Genomic DNA, 15878 nt, shown 5'->3' with positions numbered 1-15878 from the left:
TCTCGCACAAAGCTATGCTTTGTGCTGACGCGGCAGGCGGACCGTAGGTCCGCTGAGAGCGGGGGAGGTTAGGTGGGGGTCTAACGTCAAACCCCAGCCGACACCCCTACTGAAACGCCACCTCCGCCAGGCTGCGCAACTTGCGGGAGTGCAGTGTCTCCATCCCGTGCTCGCGCAGCAGTTCCATCGCCAGCACGCCGATCTTCAGATGCTGGTCGACCCGCTCGCGATAGAAGCGGTCGGCCATGCCGGGCAGCTTCAGCTGACCATGCATCGGCTTGTCCGACACGCACAGCAACGTCCCGTACGGCACGCGGAAGCGGAAGCCGTTGGCGGCGATCGTGGCGCTTTCCATGTCCAGCGCGATCGCGCGGCTCTGGCTGAAGCGCATCAGCGGCTCGCGGTGGTCGCGCAGCTCCCAGTTCCGGTTGTCGATGGTCGCCACCGTGCCGGTGCGCATGATGCTCTTCAGGTCGAAACCCGACAGCCCGGTCACCCGCTCCACCGCCGTCTCCAGTGCCCGCTGAACCTCGGCCAGCGCCGGCACCGGCACCCACAGCGGCAGGTCGGCGTCCAGCACATGGTCCTCGCGGACATAGCCGTGGGCCAGCACATAGTCGCCCAGCCGCTGCGTATGCCGCAGCCCGGCGCAATGGCCCAGCATCAACCACGCATGCGGGCGCAGAACCGCGATATGGTCGGTGATCGTCTTGGCGTTCGACGGGCCGACGCCGATGTTCACCAGCGTGATGCCGTTGCCGTCCGGACGTTTCAGGTGATAGGCCGGCATCTGCGGCATGCGCGTCAGCTTGGCCGAGACGGCATCCACGGTCCCGCCGAGATTCTGGTTGGTGGTGACGATGTCGCCCGGCTCGACGAAGCTGTCATATTGGCAGCGATAGGCCGCCAGTTCGGCATCGCCGGTCGGCTCCATGATCTCGCGCGACAGCCGGATGAACTCGTCCACATAGAATTGGTAGTTGGTGAACAGGACGAAGTTCTGGAAATGCTCCGGCGCTGTGGCCGTGTAATGGCGCAGCCGGTGCAGCGAGAAATCCACCCGGGGAGCGGTGAACAGGGCCAGCGGCTTCACCGCATCCGGCCCGCCGTCGCAGGTGCCGTTGACGATGGTGTCGTCCATCCGCGCCAGATCGGGCAGGTCGAACAAGTCCGGCAGCTTGGTCAGCCGGTCCGGCGGCAGATCGCCTTCCACATACATGCCGTTGGGAAAGGCGAAATGGATCGGGATGGCTTCCTCGCTGACACCGACCTCCAGCGGGACGCCATGGTTGCGCAGCAGAAGCGTGAACTGTTCCAGCAGATAGCGTTCGAACAGGTCGGGCCGCGTCACCGTGGTGGAATGGACGCCGACCCCCTCGACGAAGCCATAGGACAGCCGGGTGTCGACCCCGGCCCCCGACACGGCGGTCAGCCGCACATAGGGGTAATAGGCCCGGTTTCGTCCGCCTTCCTCTTCGCCCTGGGTATAGGCGGCGAAGCGGTCGCGCAAGTATGCGGTGTTGCGGTCATAAATGTCCCGCACGCAGGCCAGTGCGGCTTTGGCATCGGTGAAGCGCCCGGCCGACCCGGGCTGGAGCGGGGCTTTGTCATTCATGTCATCAAAGATGGGGTACGAACGACAAGCTGGGAAGGCCGAATTTCGGCCAACCTCCGGTGCTTACCCAATCGGCGATGACCGTTCCCCGGCCGGTCAGTCCGCGTTCAGTCCCATCAGCGACTTGGCGAAGGCATCCGCATCGAACGGGCGCAGGTCATAGACGCCCTCGCCGACGCCGATGGCGTGGACCGGGATCTTGAACTTCTCCGCCAGCGAGACCAGCACGCCGCCGCGGGCGGAGCCGTCCAGCTTGGTCAGGATCAGGCCGTTGACGTTGACCATGTCGCGGAAGATCTCGACCTGACTGTGCGCGTTCTGGCCGGTGGTGGCGTCCAGCGTCAGCAGGGTGGTGTGCGGCGCCGTCTCGTCCAGCTTCTTGATGACGCGGACGATCTTGCGCAGTTCCTCCATCAGGCCGGTCTTGTTCTGCAGCCGGCCGGCGGTGTCGATCAGCAGCACGTCGACCTTCTCGGCCCGGGCGCGTTCCAGCGCGTCATAGGCCAGCCCTGCGGCGTCCGCCCCGGTGTCGCGGGCAACGACCGGGCAGCCCGTGCGCTCACCCCAGATCTTCAGCTGGCTGACGGCGGCGGCGCGGAAGGTGTCGCCGGCGGCCAGCATCACGCTCTTGCCCTCCGCCTTGAACTGGCGGGCCAGCTTGCCGATGGTGGTGGTCTTGCCGGTGCCGTTGACGCCGACGACCAGGATGACATGCGGCTTCAGCGCCGGGTCCAGCACCAGCGGCTTGGCAACCGGCGCGACGATCTTCGACACCTCGGCGGCGAGCGTCGACTTGACCTCCTCCGGCGAGACCTCCTTGCCGAAGCGGGTGCGTGCCAGTTCCGCCGTGACCTTCGCCGCGGTGGCCGGGCCGAGATCGGCTGTGATCAGCAGCTCCTCCAGTTCCTCCAACGCCTCATCGTCCAGCTTGCGCTTGGTGAAGATGCTGGTGATGCCGTCGGTCAGCTTGGACGAGGACTTCGACAGCCCTTCCTTCAGCTTGGCGAACCAGCCTTTCTTGGTCGGCGGCGCTTCTTCGGCAGCAGCAGGGGCAGCCGCGACCGGTGCCGGGGCGGGCGCCGGCGGCAACTCGGGAACGGGTTCCGGCTCCGGCGCCGGAGGCGGAGCCACCGGTACCGGGGCGGGCGGCGGCTCGACCGGAGCGGCAACGGCAGGAGGCGTGACCGGGATCGGCGCGACCGGAGGCTGCGTGATCGGAGCGGGCGGCGGCTCGGCGCTCGGCGGCGCGGGCGCCATTTCCGGCACCGGCTCGACTTCCGGCATCGGCGGCGGCGGAGCGGCCGGCGGCGCGTGCGTCTTTTCCGCTTCCGGTTCTGGCGCCGGCGTGGCGGTGTCCAGATTCACCGATCCGTTCTTCGCCGCCTCTTCCTTGGGAGCGGTCTCTTCGGGCTTCTTGCGGCCGAACCAGCGGAAAATCATGGAGTGTCCACTATAAGAGAGGTCAGAGCGGGGTGCCGGTCAGCACGCCGTCCTTGATGCCGGTGATGGCGGCGGGCACCAGCGAGCCGGGCGCGAAGGTTTGACCCAGGCGGATCGCGGCGAAATGCTCGGTGCGGCCCAGGTCGTCCTTCTCGACCAGCACCGTGGCAGTGCGGCCGACGAGGCTCGCCAGCGTGCGGGCCTCCGCCGCTTCGCCGACGGCGCGCAGGCGGGCGGCGCGCTCCTTGCGGACGGCGCCGTCGACCTGCGGCATGCGGGCGGCCGGCGTCCCGGGGCGCGGGCTGTAGGGGAAGACATGCAGCCAGGTCAGGCCGCACTCCTCCACCAGCCGCATGGTGTTCTGGAACATCTCCTCGGTCTCCGTCGGGAAACCGGCGATGAAGTCGGCGCCGAACACCACGTCGGGCCGGATCGAGCGCACCCGCTCGCAAAACGCGATGGAATCGGCGCGGCCATGGCGGCGCTTCATCCGCTTCAGCACCATGTCGTCGCCGGCCTGGAGCGACAGGTGCAGGTGCGGCATCAGGCGCGGCTCGTTCTCGATCAGGCGCCAGAGGTCGTCGTCCATCTCGATGCAGTCGATGGAGGACAGGCGCAGCCGCGGCAGTTCCGGCACCAGGGCCAGCAACCGGCGCACCATCTGCCCCAGCGACGGCGAGCCCGGCAGGTCGGGGCCGTAGCTGGTGATGTCGACGCCGGACAGCACCACCTCGTTGTAGCCGGCCTTTACCAGCGCCTGGACCTGTTCGACGATGCCGCCGATCGGGACGGAGCGCGACGGACCGCGGCCATAGGGGATGATGCAGAAGGTGCAGCGGTGGTCGCAGCCCTGCTGAACCTGAACGAAGGCGCGGGCGCGGTCCTCGAACCCGCCGATCAGGTGACCGGCGGTCTCCTTCACCGACATGATGTCGTTGACCAGAACCTTCTCGGCCGGCGGCAGGCCCCAGCTTTCCGGCTGAAGCTTTTCCTGGTTGCCCAGCACCTGATCGACCTCCGGCATCGCGGCGAAGCGCTGCGGGTCGATCTGCGCGGCACAGCCGGTGACGACGATGCGGGCGTCCGGCCGCTCGCGCCGCAGCTTGCGGATGGTCTGCCGCGCCTGCCGCTCGGCTTCCGAGGTCACGGCGCAGGTGTTGACGATCACCACGTCGTCCAGCCCGGCGCTACGCGCATGGTTGCGCATCACCTCGGACTCGTAGGTGTTGAGGCGGCAGCCGAAGGTGACGATCTCGGGGCCATCGGTCTTCAGCACGACATCATCGGGCATGGTCAGCCCCTCCCATACCGGGCAAGGGGGCGCCGGTGATCGAAGAATAGAGAACGGCGGGATCAAGATCGGCCCCGTTCGGCCAGACCACAGTCCCAAGCTCCGGGTCGACGCGAACCGCGGCGAAGGTTTCCGGTTCGCGCAGCACGGCAAACACTCCGGTGAAAGGAACCAGGGCGGACACGTCGACATTCCCCTCCGCACCATCCTCGAATCGGAGGTGCAGGCGGTAGCCATCGAGCGGCTTGGCGGCGACAATATCCTTCAGCATCGGTTCATTCCAGCGGAGCAATCTGAGTCAGAGGCGCGTGCATTCGTGCCAGTTCCCAGTCGTTCTTCAACTCTTCCCTATGTAGGGCAGCCCACTCCATGACAAGCCCCAAGGCTCTCGGGGAAAGTTCGCCTTCCATGATCCCGAGCGTTGTGATGTCGATCGCGGCTTTCTGGTTGCCATACCGCACATGGAAATGCGGAGGCGAGTGATCGTTGTAATACATGGCTATGATGATGCCGAAAAATCGGCAGATTTCAGGCATCGACCTGTCCGCCTGAAACCAGTTCAGCCGAAAGCCGGCCACTGAAGGCGAGCGCCACCGGGCCGGTCATCAGGACGCGGTCGTCTTCGGTCCACTCGATTGTCAGGGTGCCGCCGTCCAGCAGGATGTCGGCCTTGCGCCCGGTCAGGCCGCGGCGGGCGGCGGCCACCAGCGTGGCGCAGGCGCCGGTGCCGCAGGCCTGGGTGATGCCGGCGCCGCGCTCCCACACCCGCATTCGGATGGCGCTGGGCGACAGGACCTGAGCGAACTCGATGTTGGAGCGCTCCGGGAAGCTCGGGTGGTTCTCGAACACCGGGCCGACCTCGGCCAGCGGCACCGCCTCGGCATCGTCGACGAAGAAAACGGCGTGCGGGTTGCCCATGTTGACCGCGACCGGAGCCGCGAAGCCGCCATGCTCCACCGATTCGACCCGCAGCGTGTCGGTGGGGGCGGCCAGCGGGATGGCGCTCCAATCCAAGCGGGGCGGACCCATGTCGACCGTGATGCGGCCGTTGTCGGCGCGATAGGCGTGCAGCAGACCCGCGGCGGTCTGGAAGCTGGCGCGGTCGCGCCCGCTCTCCTCCATCAGCAGCCAGCCGACGCAGCGCGACGCATTGCCGCAGGCCGCCGCTTCGCTACCGTCCGCGTTGTGGATGCGCATGAAGGCGTCGGCCCCAGGTGCGTCCGTGCGTTCCAGAATGATGAACTGGTCGCATCCCACGCCGGTCTTGCGGTCGGCGATGGCGCGCACCTCCGCGCCTGAGGGGCGGTAGGGTTCGGAACGGGCGTCGATCACGACGAAGTCGTTGCCGAGGCCGTGCATCTTCAGAAATTCGCGGGTCATGGCCGCCGTTATATGGCGAGCCGCAGGGATAAGTCCATAAGGCGCCGCGCAACGCAGATTCGCGGGCGCCTCCAGATGGCTGGGCCCCCCGTTATGCCCCCTTGAACACCAGATGCTTCGACGCCGCGAAGTTGAAGAACATGCCGGCGATCGACCCGGCGGCCACCGCCAGGAACGGGTGCTCGGCGACCATCTGCACGCTCGATTCCAATCCCACCGACACGCCGTAATTCACCACGCCGCCGATGGCGTTGGCGGCGATGAACTTGGCCCACTGGCGGTGCAGCGGCTCGCTCACGGCGCCACGGAAGGTGAAGGCGCGGTTCAACGCCCAGGTGGCGGTCGCCGCCGCGAAGAAGGACGGCACGCGGGCGGCGAAGAACTGCAGCCCCAGCGCCAGGCCGGCGTAGAGCACGATCGTGTCCACCACCAGCCCGACGACGCCGACGACGCCGAACTTGGTGAATTGCACGCCCAGCCGGCCGAGCCGGCTGTCCAGCAGGCTTGCGACCGATGCCATCACCGGCGCTCGTCCCCGCGTGCGCCGGCCAGCGGCGGGTGGTTGCCCGGCGCGCGCAGCGACAGGTAGCTCATGCGCTTGGCCTCGCGGCGGCCATGGGTGACGGTGTCCAGGATCAGGCCGCAGGTCAGGCTGAGGAAGGCCAGCAGCATCAATCCGGTGGCGAGCAGGGCGGTGGGGAAACGCGGCACCAGCCCGGTCTGGAAATAGGTCGCGATCACCGGCAGGCCCAGGATCACCGACAGCAGGGCCAGCAGCCCGAAGGCGGCGGAGAAGAAGGGCAGCGGCCGCTCCTCCTTCACCAGGATGATGATGGTGCGCAGGATGCGGATGCCGTCGCGGATGGTGTTCAGCTTGCTGTGCGATCCGGGCGGACGGTCCTTGTAGGGGGTCTTCACCTCGGCGATCGGCATGCGCAGCTCCAGCGCATGGACGGTCAGCTCCGTTTCGGTTTCGAAACCGCTGGCCAGCGCCGGGAACGACTTCACGAAGCGGCGGGAGAACACCCGGTAGCCCGACAGCATGTCGCCGATGCGGCTGCCGAAGATCTTGGCGACCATGCCGGTCAGCACGAGGTTGCCGAAACGGTGGCCGGGACGATAGGCGGCGACAATCTCCGTCACCCGCGCGCCGTTGACCATGTCCAGCTGCTCGTCCCACAGCCGCTTGACCAGTTCCGGGGCGCTGGGGGCGTGATAGGTGTCGTCGCCGTCGACCAGCACATACACGTCCGCCTCGATGTCGGCGAACATGCGGCGCATGACGTTGCCCTTGCCCTGCAGCGGCTCGCTGCGGACGACGGCGCCTGCGGCGCGCGCGACCTCCACCGTCCGGTCCTTCGAGTTGTTGTCGTAGACATAGACGGTGGCGTCGGGCAGGGCAGCGCGGAAGTCCTGCACCACTTTGCCGATCGCCGCCTCCTCGTTGTAGCAGGGGATCAGCACCGCGACGGTGGGGACCGGGCCTGCCTGCACAGCCGCCGCCGGCGTTCCGGAAGCGTCGGCGGCCGGGGGGAGGGCGGGGCGGTCGGCAGGGCGGTCGAGGGTCGATACGGTCATGGCGCTGGCTTCTGGCTGGGGACGGGACAGGCACGGCTGTCAGCGACGATAAACAGCACAAACCCGCCGATTATTCCACTGTCTCCCGATTCCCACCCGCCCGGTCAACGGCGCAGAGGTTCAGCGTCTCGCCCAGATTGTTGGGAATCGGACGGCAGCGCTGTGGGTCGAGCCGCAGGCCGAGCAACTCCGCCGCCTTCGCCGCGCCGGCCGTGTCGGGGATGGTGCTCAGCATCAGGAAGGGGCCGCGGTGGGACGCAACCTTGTCCGTCATGATGGCGAGATAGCCGTTGCCGACCGAATCCGGCTGCAGGAAGTTCGACTGGATGCGTACGAAGGTGACGCGCGGCGGGAAGGACGGAATGACGTGCGAGATGGCCCAGTAGCCGCCCATCAGCACCATGGTGTCGTCCGGATCCTCGATGGGGGGCACCTCCGCCGTCACCCAGTTGTCCGCCCAGGCTACCCGCCCCCAATCGGCCGGCTGCACCGTCACCTGCACCAGCGCCAGCAGCGCCACCGCCAGCCCAATGCGCAGCCGACGCGCCAGCGGCAGCAGCCCGACGGCCATCACCAGCCCCAGCGGCGCCAGCATCTCCAGCGGCACCAGATAGCGGTAGATGCAGAACATCACCACCCACAGCGCGTAGGTGACGCTCAGCGCCGCCAGCAGGAAGCGCGTCGCCGGTCCCTCGGTCAGCCAATCGTTCCGCTTCCCCATCGACCAGCTGGCAACCGCACAGACGAACCCGACCGGCACCAGAACGAACAGCGCCAGCACCCGCAGGTCGAACCACGGCACCTCGCCCACCGTCAGGGGGGAAAAGGTGAAGACGAAGGGGAAGAACAGCCGCTGCCACAGGCCGGGCGGGAAGAAGCTCACATTGACGTAGTCGGAGATGGCGGCGAAGGGCGACCGGAAGATGTGGTTCATGTGCGGGAAGACCGGGTTCCCGTAATCGTGCCACAGATGCGCCATCCACAGGCCGCCGCCCAGCGCCAGCCCGACCAGCACGCCGATGCCGAAGAAGAAGGCGAGCCACAGCCGCCGCCACGGCCGCGCCGGCAGGGCCAGGAAGCCCAGGCACAGCCCGACCGCATAGATCACCGTCGGATTTTTCAGCCCCATCGCCGCCCCGGCCAGCAGACCGGCCGCCGCGACGCGGGCGAAGCTGGGCAGCGGCCGTCCGTCCAGGATGCCGGGAAGGCTGGCGGCGACGACCGCTGCCGCGCCCAGAACGCCCAGGCTGACCACATTGTCCTGAAAGGTGGTGCCGATCAGCCCCAGCGTCCCACCGCCCAGCCCGCCCATCACCGCTAGCGCCACGGCAACCAACGTCCGTTTCAGATCCGGAACGTTCCGTAGGCAAAATGATGCCAGCAGATACAGCAGCGACAGGTTGACCCCCTGCAGCGTCCCCCACAGGAAGCCGGCCACCCTTGCCGGCAGGTGGGTGGCCAGCCAATAGAAGGGCACGTCGAGGAAGGGGCTGTAGAAGCTCGGCATCTGCGCCGCGAGCAGATCGCGTCCGATCCGCCCGGTCAGCATCGCATAGCCGTTGTACCAATGGTAATTCCGCAGGTCCCAGTTCGCGTCCATGCCGAAGGCCAGCGTCAGCAGACCATAGGCCGGCGGGGCCAGCAGCAGGAAGGCGATGCCGATCAGGCGGGCACGGCGATCCAATGGGCGATCCGATGGGCGGTCTGACGGGCGGTCTTCGCGGGAGGCGGCTATCGGCATCGGAACGGGACAACCTTGCTGTTGCGCGGTATTGTCCTTAGGTGGCGGTCGCGCTCTCCGCAAGGGGAATGCCGGTTCCGGCGCTGCGTTTCGGGGTCGGCAATCGGGCCGGACCGCGACGATGCGCAGCAAATCGCGCAACAAAGATGCGCGGCAGTGCATTCGCGCATGCCTGTTCGCTCATTGCGTGCCGGGAAAAGGGCAAGCTTCCTCTGGCAATGGCTTGTTTGGTCTGCTATTCACCACGCTCTGCATGCGCACGCTTGCGCCTTCTTGCGCGACAGGATTTCTGGCGATGGAAAAGTTCACGGTTCTCACCGGCGTTGCGGCGCCGCTGCCGATGATCAACGTCGATACCGACATGATCATCCCGAAGCAGTTCCTGAAGACCATCAAGCGGACGGGGCTTGGCAAGCATCTGTTCGACGAGATGCGTTACACCCCCGACGGGCAGGAGATCCCGGACTTCGTCCTGAACAAGCCGGCCTACCGCAAGGCCAGCATCCTGGTTTCCGGCGACAATTTCGGCTGCGGCTCCTCGCGTGAGCATGCGCCGTGGGCGCTGGCCGACTTCGGGATCCGCTGCATCATCGCCCCCAGCTTCGCCGACATCTTCTACAACAACTGTTTCAAGAACGGCATCCTGCCGATCAAGTTGCCGAAGGAGCAGGTGGACCTGCTGCTCGACGACGCGTCGCGCGGGTCGAACGCCGTCATCTCGGTCGACCTTGAGAAGCAGACCATCACCGGCCCGGACGGCGGCACCATCTCCTTCGAGCTGGACCCCTTCCGCAAGCATTGCCTGCTGAACGGCCTGGACGATATCGGCCTGACGCTGCAGCAGGCGGCCCATATCGACGGGTACGAGGGCAAGCAGCGCGCCGGCCAGCCGTGGATGTGGGGCTGACCCCCCCGTCCTCCCCCGATCTCCTCAACTTCTGTCTTCTTGACGTCTGATATTTGGGAGTGCGCCCGCCATGGCCGCCAATAAGAAGCTTCTGTTCCTCCCCGGTGACGGTATCGGCCCGGAGGTGATGCGCCAGGTTCGCCGGGTCATCGACTGGATGGATCGCAAGCGCAAGATCACCTTCGACGTGTCCGAAGGTCTGGTCGGCGGCGCGGCCATCGAGGCCCACGGCGTTCCGCTGTCCGACGCCACGCTGGCCGAGGCGCTGGCGGTGGACGCGGTGATGCTGGGTGCCGTCGGCGGCCCGAAGTGGGACAACCCCAGCGACTACACCAAGCGTCCGGAAGCCGGCCTGCTGACCCTGCGCAAGGAACTGGGCCTGTTCGCCAACCTCCGCCCGGCCGTGGTGTTCGATGCGCTGGTCGACGCCTCGACCCTGAAGGCCGACGTCATCCGCGGGCTGGACATCCTGATCGTCCGCGAGCTGACCGGCGGTGTCTATTTCGGTGAGCCGCGCGGCATCACCGACATCGGCAACGGCGAGCGCCGCGGCGTCAACACCCAGGTCTACACCACGTCGGAAATCCGCCGTGTCGCCCGCGTCGCGTTCGAGCTGGCCCGCAAGCGCGGCAACAAGCTCTGCTCGATGGAAAAGGCGAACGTCATGGAATCCGGCCTGCTGTGGCGGCAGGAAGTGACCAAGCTGCACCAGGAAGAGTTCCAGGACGTCGAGCTGAGCCACATGTACGCCGACAACGGCGCCATGCAGCTGCTGAAGAACCCGAAGCAGTTCGACGTGATCGTCACCGACAACCTGTTCGGCGACATCCTGTCGGATGAGGCGGCGATGATGACCGGCTCGCTCGGCATGCTGCCGTCGGCCTCGCTGGGCGCCCCGGATGCCAACGGCAACCGCAAGGCGCTGTACGAGCCGGTGCACGGCTCCGCCCCGGACATCGCCGGCCGCGATCTGGCCAATCCCTGCGCCACCCTGCTGTCCTTCGCGATGTGCCTGCGCTACTCGTTCAACCTGGACGAGGACGCCAAGCTGATCGAGCGGGCCATTCAGAACGTGCTGGGCGGCGGCATGCGCACGGCCGACATCATGGCCCCGGGCATGGCGCGCTGCTCCACCACCGTCATGGGCGATTCGATCCTGCGCGAGCTGGACAAGCTGGCGTCCTGATCTCCCATTCGGCAGCGCCTTAAGAAAAAGCCCCCGTCCGCAAGGACGGGGGCTTTTTCGTCTGCACGATCCATAGCGTTTCAATCGCCCCGGTCGGTCGCCGCGTCAGTCGCCGCCTGCCGGCCGGTCGCCCGACCGTCCGCCATGGCTCGCCTGTCCACCCTTGCGGCCGGCTTCCGCCGCCAGCGAGGGGTTCTTGGAGAAGCTGCGCGAAGAGGCGGGGACACTGCGCCCACCCTTGCGCCCGGCTTCCGCCGCGAGTTCCGGGTTCTTTGAAAAGCTGCGTTTGTCGGCCGGCACGCTTTCGCCGCCCTTGCTGGCGATTTGGCGTTGCCGATCAGGGTCCATCGACGCAAAGCCGCGGCCCGACGTGCGATTGCTCTCTTTCGAGGCCATAACCAACCTCCGACTGTGCCTTGTTGACTTGACAACCGGACAGCCGGGGGGTTGGTTCCAAATCACCGATAAATTCTGCAACCGGAATTGTCGGTGCGGCGATCATTTCGTTTTGGGAACGGTCTTGTCGCGACCGTTGCTCATTTCGCCGATCACCCCCGTTGCTCATCCTGGGGCTTGCAGCTTGGCGATCGCTTCGGCCAGGGTCACCAGCCTCCGGGCGTTCTCGACATGCAGGTTCTCCACCAGCTTGCCGTCGACCAGAACCACGCCCTTGCCGGCGGCGGCTGCCTCCGCGTGGGCGGCGATGATGCGGTGGGCCTGGGCGATCTCCTCGTCATCCGGGGCGAAGGCGGCGTTGCAGGCGGCAATCGTCTTGGGATGGATCAGCGTCTTGCCGTCGAAGCCCAACTCGCGCCCTTGGAGGCAGGAGGCGGCGAAGCCCTCGTCGTCGTTCAGGTCCAGATGCACGCCGTCCAGCACCGCCAGCCCATAGGCCCGTGCCGCCAGCAGGCACAGCCCCAGGCTGGTGATCATCGGCAGCCGCTGCGCCGTGTGGGCGGCGTGCAGGTCCTTGGCAAGGTCGGAGGTCCCGAGCACCAGCGCGCCGACGGTGGGGGAGGCCCCGGCGATCTCCTTGGCGTTCAGGATGCCCAGCGGCGTCTCCATCATGCACCAGATGGTCTGGCCGGCCGGTGCGCCTGCGGCGCGCAGCACCGCCTCGGCCTGCCGCACCGCGTCGGCGCTCTCCACCTTCGGCAGCAGCACGGCATCGGCGCCGCTGGCCGCGGCCATGCGCAGATCGTCATAGCCCCAGGGGGTGTTCAGCCCGTTGACGCGGACGATCAGTTCCCGCCCGCCATAGCCGCCGGCCGACAGCGCGGCCGCGATGGTGTCGCGCGCCATCGCCTTGGCGTCGGGGGCGACCGCATCCTCCAGGTCGAGGATCAGCCCGTCGGCGGGCAGGCTGCGTCCCTTCTCCAGGGCTCGGGCGTTCGAACCCGGCATGTAGAGCACGCTGCGGCGGGGGCGGACGGTCGTGGCCATGACGGTTTCCCGGAAATGCGGATGGTTGGAGACGGCAGCTTTAGCCGCGGGGCGCCGCCCTGTCCATGGGCCAGGCCGTCACAGTGCCCGCACGGGCCGGCGCATGGCAGCCATGCCGCAAGCCCCGGCCATCGTCCCGGAGTCGGCGGCTTTACGCCCGGCGGACGGTCGCATACGCTTTCCCGCATGAAAAGCGTCCTCACCATCCAATCGCACGTCGCCTATGGCTATGTCGGCAACCGGGCCGCGGTGTTTCCGCTGCAGCGGTTGGGGATCGACGCCACGGCGGTGAACACCGTCCAGTTCTCCAACCACACCGGCTATGGCGCCTGGACCGGACAGGTCTTCACGGCGGAGCATATCGCCGACATCGTCGACGGCATCGCCGCCCGCGGCGTGCTGCCGGCTCAGGACGCGGTGCTGTCCGGCTATATGGGCGCCGTCGAACTGGGGCAGGTGATCGTGGAGACCGCGGCGCGGGTGAAGGGCGTCAATCCGAATGCGATCTATTGTTGCGATCCGGTGATGGGCGATGTCGGCCGCGGCTTCTTCGTGCGGCCCGGCCTGCCGGAATTCATCCGCGACCATGCGGTGCCGGCCGCCGACCTGATGACGCCGAACCAGTTCGAACTGGAGTATCTGACCGACCGCAAGGTGGAAACTCTGGACGACGCGCTGGCCGCCACCGCGGCGTTGCGTGCGCGCGGGCCACGGCTGGTCCTGGTCACCAGCCTGACCCGCAGCGATGCCGATCCCGACAGCATCGAGATGCTGGCGGACGGCGCCGACGGCTCCTGGCTGGTGTCCACGCCGCGCCTGACCTTCGACCCGCCGCCCAACGGGTCGGGCGACGCGGTGGCCGCGCTGTTCCTCGCCCATTACCTGACCGCCTTCCACCCGGCCGACGCGCTGGAAAAGGCGGCGGCGGCGATCTTCGCCATCTTCGAGGCGACCAAGCGCATCGGCACGCGCGAGCTTCAGCTGATTGCCGCCCAGGACGATTTCGTCAACCCGCCCCGCCGTTTCACCGCAACGCGGATTCGCTGAGGCGGTCTCAGGCTGCAGGCGCGGCGTGGCTGCCCATTTTCATGGGACGATCCACCACCCGTTCCGCCGGCAGCCGCACCGTCATCGCGGTCCCGGCCCCTGGCGTGCTGCGGCAGGTCAGCGTTCCGCCATGCAGGTCGATGAAGTTCTTCGAGATCGACAGGCCCAGCCCGGTGCCCTCGTACCTGCGGTTCGCGGCATTCTCCGCCTGACGGAAGGGCTGGAACAGGTCGGCCATGAAGTCGGGCGGGATGCCGATCCCGGTATCGGCCACCGTCAACGCGAAGCCGCCATCCTCGTCCAGCCCGGCGGTGATGGTGATGCTTCCGCCGTTGGGCGTGAACTTCACGGCGTTGGACAGCAGGTTCAGGATCACCTGCTTGAAGGCCCGGCGGTCGACCCACAGGGTGGCGACGGCGGCGGTCGCCTCGTTGTGGATGGCGACCCCGCCGGCGGCGGCGCGGTCGCGCACCATCATCAGGCATTGCCCGACCGCTTCATGCGCCTCGACCGCCTCTTCGCAAAGCTCGAACTGGCCGGATTCCAGTTTCGACATGTCCAGCACGGCGTTGACGATGTCGAGCAGATGGCGGCCGCTGTCGTGGATGTCGGCGATGCAGGACTTCTGCCGTTCGTTGACGGCGCCGAAGAACTCGCTGTCCAGCACCTCGGCGAAGCCGATGATGGCGTTCAGCGGGGTGCGCAGCTCGTGGCTCATGTTGGCCAGGAACTCGCTCTTCGCCCGGTTCGCCAGTTCCGCCTGCGTCTTCGAGGCGATCAGTTCCGCCTCCTGCTGCTTGCGGCGGGTCATGTCGCGGATGACGCCGACATAGATGCGGGGTTCGTCCGGACGCAGCGCGCCGACGGAAGCCGGGTAGGAGTCCGCGGCGCAGGGGCCGCCGCCCAAACGCAGATCGCTGACGGTGAAGCCGACCGGAAAAGCACGGCCGTCGCGGCGCAGGGCGGTCAGGTCGCGGTCGTTGGCGCCGCCGCGGGCGTCGGGGATCAGCGCCTCGATCGGCTGGCCGATCATCTCGCGCTCCGGCACGCCGAACATCATCTCGGCCGCCCGGTTGAAGGTGACGATGCGCCCGGCGGTGTCGAAGGTGACCACGGCATCCAGCATGGAATCGAGGATGCCGCGGATCCGGCGCGAGGCGCGGGCCAGCCGGGCCTGATCCTCCTCGCGACGGGCATGCTGGCGGACGACGAAGGCGGTCAGCAGGGCGATGGCGATCGTCATCGCCGTGCCGATGGCGGTCCAGGCCGCCGTGTCGCGCCGCCATTCGGCCAGCGCCACCGCCACCGGCAGGGTCGCCACGATGACGAAGGGATAGCCCTGCACCCGCCGCACGCTGACCAGACTGTCGATTCCGGCCCCCGGGCCGGGTGCCATGCCGCGGATGGTGGTCTCGTCGTGCGCGGCAAGCGCAGTCCACACCGCCGGCCAGTCGGTCAGCCGGTCCGGTCCGTTGCGGCCCGGCGGCCGGTCCAGCAGGACGGTGCCGTCCTCCAGCGCCAGGAACACGCTGCCCTTGCGGTCGATGTCCCGCGATTCCAGCGTCGCCGCCAGGCGCGTCGGATCGACCATGGCGACCATCACGCCGCGGAAGCCGCCGTCCCGGTCCAGCCAGCGCCGGCTGAAGGGGATGACCTGGGTGCCGGGCCTCACCCGGCTGTTGATGGCGGCACCGACATACAGCCCCTCTCCGGCACCCGTGAGCGGCCCGGTGAAATAGGCGCGGTCGGACAGCGGAATCTTCGGAAGAGGCACGTCGGCCGAATGATGCAGGGCGAAGCCGTCACTGTCGACCACCACCAGATCGGCCAGTTCGGCAAAGGAATCGCGCCGCTGGCGCAAATGGTCGTGAATGGCCGTGCTGCCGCGGCGCGTGCCCTCGGGAAGCGTGTCGAGTGCGAAGGACAGGTCGCGCAGAAGCTGGTCCACCGCGAAGGCCGTCCGCAGCGTCTGCGATTCCAGCATGCGTGCAAGATCGCGGGTGGCGCGCTCGCCGGCATCCAGCGCCTCGCGCCGGCCCTGGACGATGCCGTAGCCGATCAGCGCGTTCACCACCAGGATGAAGGCAAGGCCGGACGCGGTCATCAGGAACCGCACCGATCCCAGGCGGCCGCGCAACGCCCGCGCCAGATTGGCGGGGCAGGACAGCGGGGGGGAGGCTGACCCGGGGACGGGCATCGGCGTTTCGGCTTCCAGTGGGGCTTGCGGCCGGACGGCCCGTGTTGACTAGA

General features: G+C 67.7%; 15 protein-coding genes. 3 read left to right on the top strand and 12 right to left on the bottom strand.

Going from position 1 to position 15878, the window contains the following annotated elements; all coding sequences use genetic code 11:
* Positions 1-106 precede the first annotated feature (106 nt).
* The 9 genes from TSH20_RS13660 to TSH20_RS34950 form a co-directional block, all read right to left on the bottom strand.
* A complete protein-coding gene (locus tag TSH20_RS13660; RefSeq protein ID WP_109075256.1) occupies positions 107-1615 on the bottom strand; it encodes an AMP nucleosidase in 1509 nt (502 codons plus the stop codon).
* Between the two features lie 96 nt (positions 1616-1711).
* The gene (gene ftsY, locus TSH20_RS13655) at positions 1712-3055 is read right to left on the bottom strand and encodes a signal recognition particle-docking protein FtsY (RefSeq protein WP_199231853.1); all 1344 of its coding nucleotides are present in this window, start codon (positions 3053-3055) and stop codon (positions 1712-1714) included.
* Positions 3056-3077: 22 nt separating this feature from the next.
* Positions 3078-4346: a tRNA (N(6)-L-threonylcarbamoyladenosine(37)-C(2))-methylthiotransferase MtaB gene (mtaB, locus tag TSH20_RS13650; RefSeq protein ID WP_109075255.1), complete on the bottom strand. Its 1269-nt coding sequence runs from the start codon at positions 4344-4346 to the stop codon at positions 3078-3080.
* The gene (locus TSH20_RS13645; RefSeq protein WP_109075254.1) at positions 4336-4617 is read right to left on the bottom strand and encodes a DUF2442 domain-containing protein; all 282 of its coding nucleotides are present in this window, start codon (positions 4615-4617) and stop codon (positions 4336-4338) included. The genes mtaB and TSH20_RS13645 overlap by 11 nt, the downstream gene beginning before the upstream one ends.
* Positions 4618-4621: 4 nt before the next feature.
* On the bottom strand, positions 4622-4882 hold the full coding sequence (locus TSH20_RS13640; RefSeq protein ID WP_109075253.1) for a DUF4160 domain-containing protein: 261 nt from the start codon (positions 4880-4882) through the stop codon (positions 4622-4624).
* On the bottom strand, positions 4875-5726 hold the full coding sequence (gene dapF / locus TSH20_RS13635) for a diaminopimelate epimerase (RefSeq protein WP_109075252.1): 852 nt from the start codon (positions 5724-5726) through the stop codon (positions 4875-4877). Before dapF ends, TSH20_RS13640 begins: the two co-directional genes overlap by 8 nt.
* Positions 5727-5817: 91 nt before the next feature.
* The gene (locus TSH20_RS13630; RefSeq protein ID WP_109075251.1) at positions 5818-6246 is read right to left on the bottom strand and encodes a GtrA family protein; all 429 of its coding nucleotides are present in this window, start codon (positions 6244-6246) and stop codon (positions 5818-5820) included.
* Positions 6246-7304: a glycosyltransferase family 2 protein gene (locus TSH20_RS13625; protein WP_109075250.1), complete on the bottom strand. Its 1059-nt coding sequence runs from the start codon at positions 7302-7304 to the stop codon at positions 6246-6248. Before TSH20_RS13625 ends, TSH20_RS13630 begins: the two co-directional genes overlap by 1 nt.
* Before the next feature lie 70 nt (positions 7305-7374).
* Positions 7375-8988, bottom strand: coding sequence for a hypothetical protein (locus tag TSH20_RS34950; RefSeq protein ID WP_109075249.1), 1614 nt, complete (start codon positions 8986-8988; stop codon positions 7375-7377).
* Between the two features lie 352 nt (positions 8989-9340).
* Here TSH20_RS34950 and leuD point away from each other — a divergent pair, with 352 nt between their 5' ends.
* Both leuD and leuB read left to right on the top strand, forming a co-directional pair.
* Entirely contained in the window at positions 9341-9952 is a 612-nt protein-coding gene (gene leuD, locus TSH20_RS13615) for a 3-isopropylmalate dehydratase small subunit (protein ID WP_109075248.1), read from the top strand.
* Between the two features lie 70 nt (positions 9953-10022).
* Positions 10023-11138, top strand: a complete 1116-nt coding sequence (gene leuB, locus TSH20_RS13610) for a 3-isopropylmalate dehydrogenase (RefSeq protein ID WP_109075247.1) — start codon at positions 10023-10025, stop codon at positions 11136-11138.
* A gap of 105 nt (positions 11139-11243) precedes the next feature.
* On the opposite strand, the gene TSH20_RS13605 is transcribed toward leuB, so the two are convergent.
* Complete coding sequence (locus TSH20_RS13605) at positions 11244-11534, bottom strand: general stress protein (RefSeq protein WP_082860705.1); 291 nt, start codon at positions 11532-11534, stop codon at positions 11244-11246.
* A 165-nt stretch (positions 11535-11699) separates the two neighbouring features.
* Entirely contained in the window at positions 11700-12581 is an 882-nt protein-coding gene (locus TSH20_RS13600) for a CoA ester lyase (protein ID WP_109075246.1), read from the bottom strand.
* Between the two features lie 186 nt (positions 12582-12767).
* On the opposite strand from TSH20_RS13600, the gene pdxY reads away from it, so the two are divergent.
* Complete coding sequence (gene pdxY, locus TSH20_RS13595; RefSeq protein WP_109075245.1) at positions 12768-13628, top strand: pyridoxal kinase PdxY; 861 nt, start codon at positions 12768-12770, stop codon at positions 13626-13628.
* Between the two features lie 7 nt (positions 13629-13635).
* On the opposite strand, the gene TSH20_RS13590 is transcribed toward pdxY, so the two are convergent.
* On the bottom strand, positions 13636-15825 hold the full coding sequence (locus tag TSH20_RS13590) for an ATP-binding protein (protein WP_109075244.1): 2190 nt from the start codon (positions 15823-15825) through the stop codon (positions 13636-13638).
* Between the last annotated feature and the right edge of the window lie 53 nt (positions 15826-15878).

This window comes from Azospirillum sp. TSH20, assembly GCF_003115935.1.
In the GTDB taxonomy this organism is placed as follows: Bacteria; Pseudomonadota; Alphaproteobacteria; order Azospirillales; family Azospirillaceae; genus Azospirillum.
This window is presented reverse-complemented; position numbering and strand designations above follow the sequence as displayed.

Coding starts and splice junctions, on each gene's coding strand:
- TSH20_RS13660 (WP_109075256.1), bottom strand. CDS start 1,615: ATGAATGACAAAGCCCCGCTCCAGCCCGGGTCGGCCGGGCGCTTCACC.
- ftsY (WP_199231853.1), bottom strand. CDS start 3,055: ATGATTTTCCGCTGGTTCGGCCGCAAGAAGCCCGAAGAGACCGCTCCC.
- mtaB (WP_109075255.1), bottom strand. CDS start 4,346: ATGCCCGATGATGTCGTGCTGAAGACCGATGGCCCCGAGATCGTCACC.
- TSH20_RS13645 (WP_109075254.1), bottom strand. CDS start 4,617: ATGCTGAAGGATATTGTCGCCGCCAAGCCGCTCGATGGCTACCGCCTG.
- TSH20_RS13640 (WP_109075253.1), bottom strand. CDS start 4,882: ATGCCTGAAATCTGCCGATTTTTCGGCATCATCATAGCCATGTATTAC.
- dapF (WP_109075252.1), bottom strand. CDS start 5,726: ATGACCCGCGAATTTCTGAAGATGCACGGCCTCGGCAACGACTTCGTC.
- TSH20_RS13630 (WP_109075251.1), bottom strand. CDS start 6,246: ATGGCATCGGTCGCAAGCCTGCTGGACAGCCGGCTCGGCCGGCTGGGC.
- TSH20_RS13625 (WP_109075250.1), bottom strand. CDS start 7,304: ATGACCGTATCGACCCTCGACCGCCCTGCCGACCGCCCCGCCCTCCCC.
- leuD (WP_109075248.1), top strand. CDS start 9,341: ATGGAAAAGTTCACGGTTCTCACCGGCGTTGCGGCGCCGCTGCCGATG.
- leuB (WP_109075247.1), top strand. CDS start 10,023: ATGGCCGCCAATAAGAAGCTTCTGTTCCTCCCCGGTGACGGTATCGGC.
- TSH20_RS13605 (WP_082860705.1), bottom strand. CDS start 11,534: ATGGCCTCGAAAGAGAGCAATCGCACGTCGGGCCGCGGCTTTGCGTCG.
- TSH20_RS13600 (WP_109075246.1), bottom strand. CDS start 12,581: ATGGCCACGACCGTCCGCCCCCGCCGCAGCGTGCTCTACATGCCGGGT.
- pdxY (WP_109075245.1), top strand. CDS start 12,768: ATGAAAAGCGTCCTCACCATCCAATCGCACGTCGCCTATGGCTATGTC.
- TSH20_RS13590 (WP_109075244.1), bottom strand. CDS start 15,825: ATGCCCGTCCCCGGGTCAGCCTCCCCCCCGCTGTCCTGCCCCGCCAAT.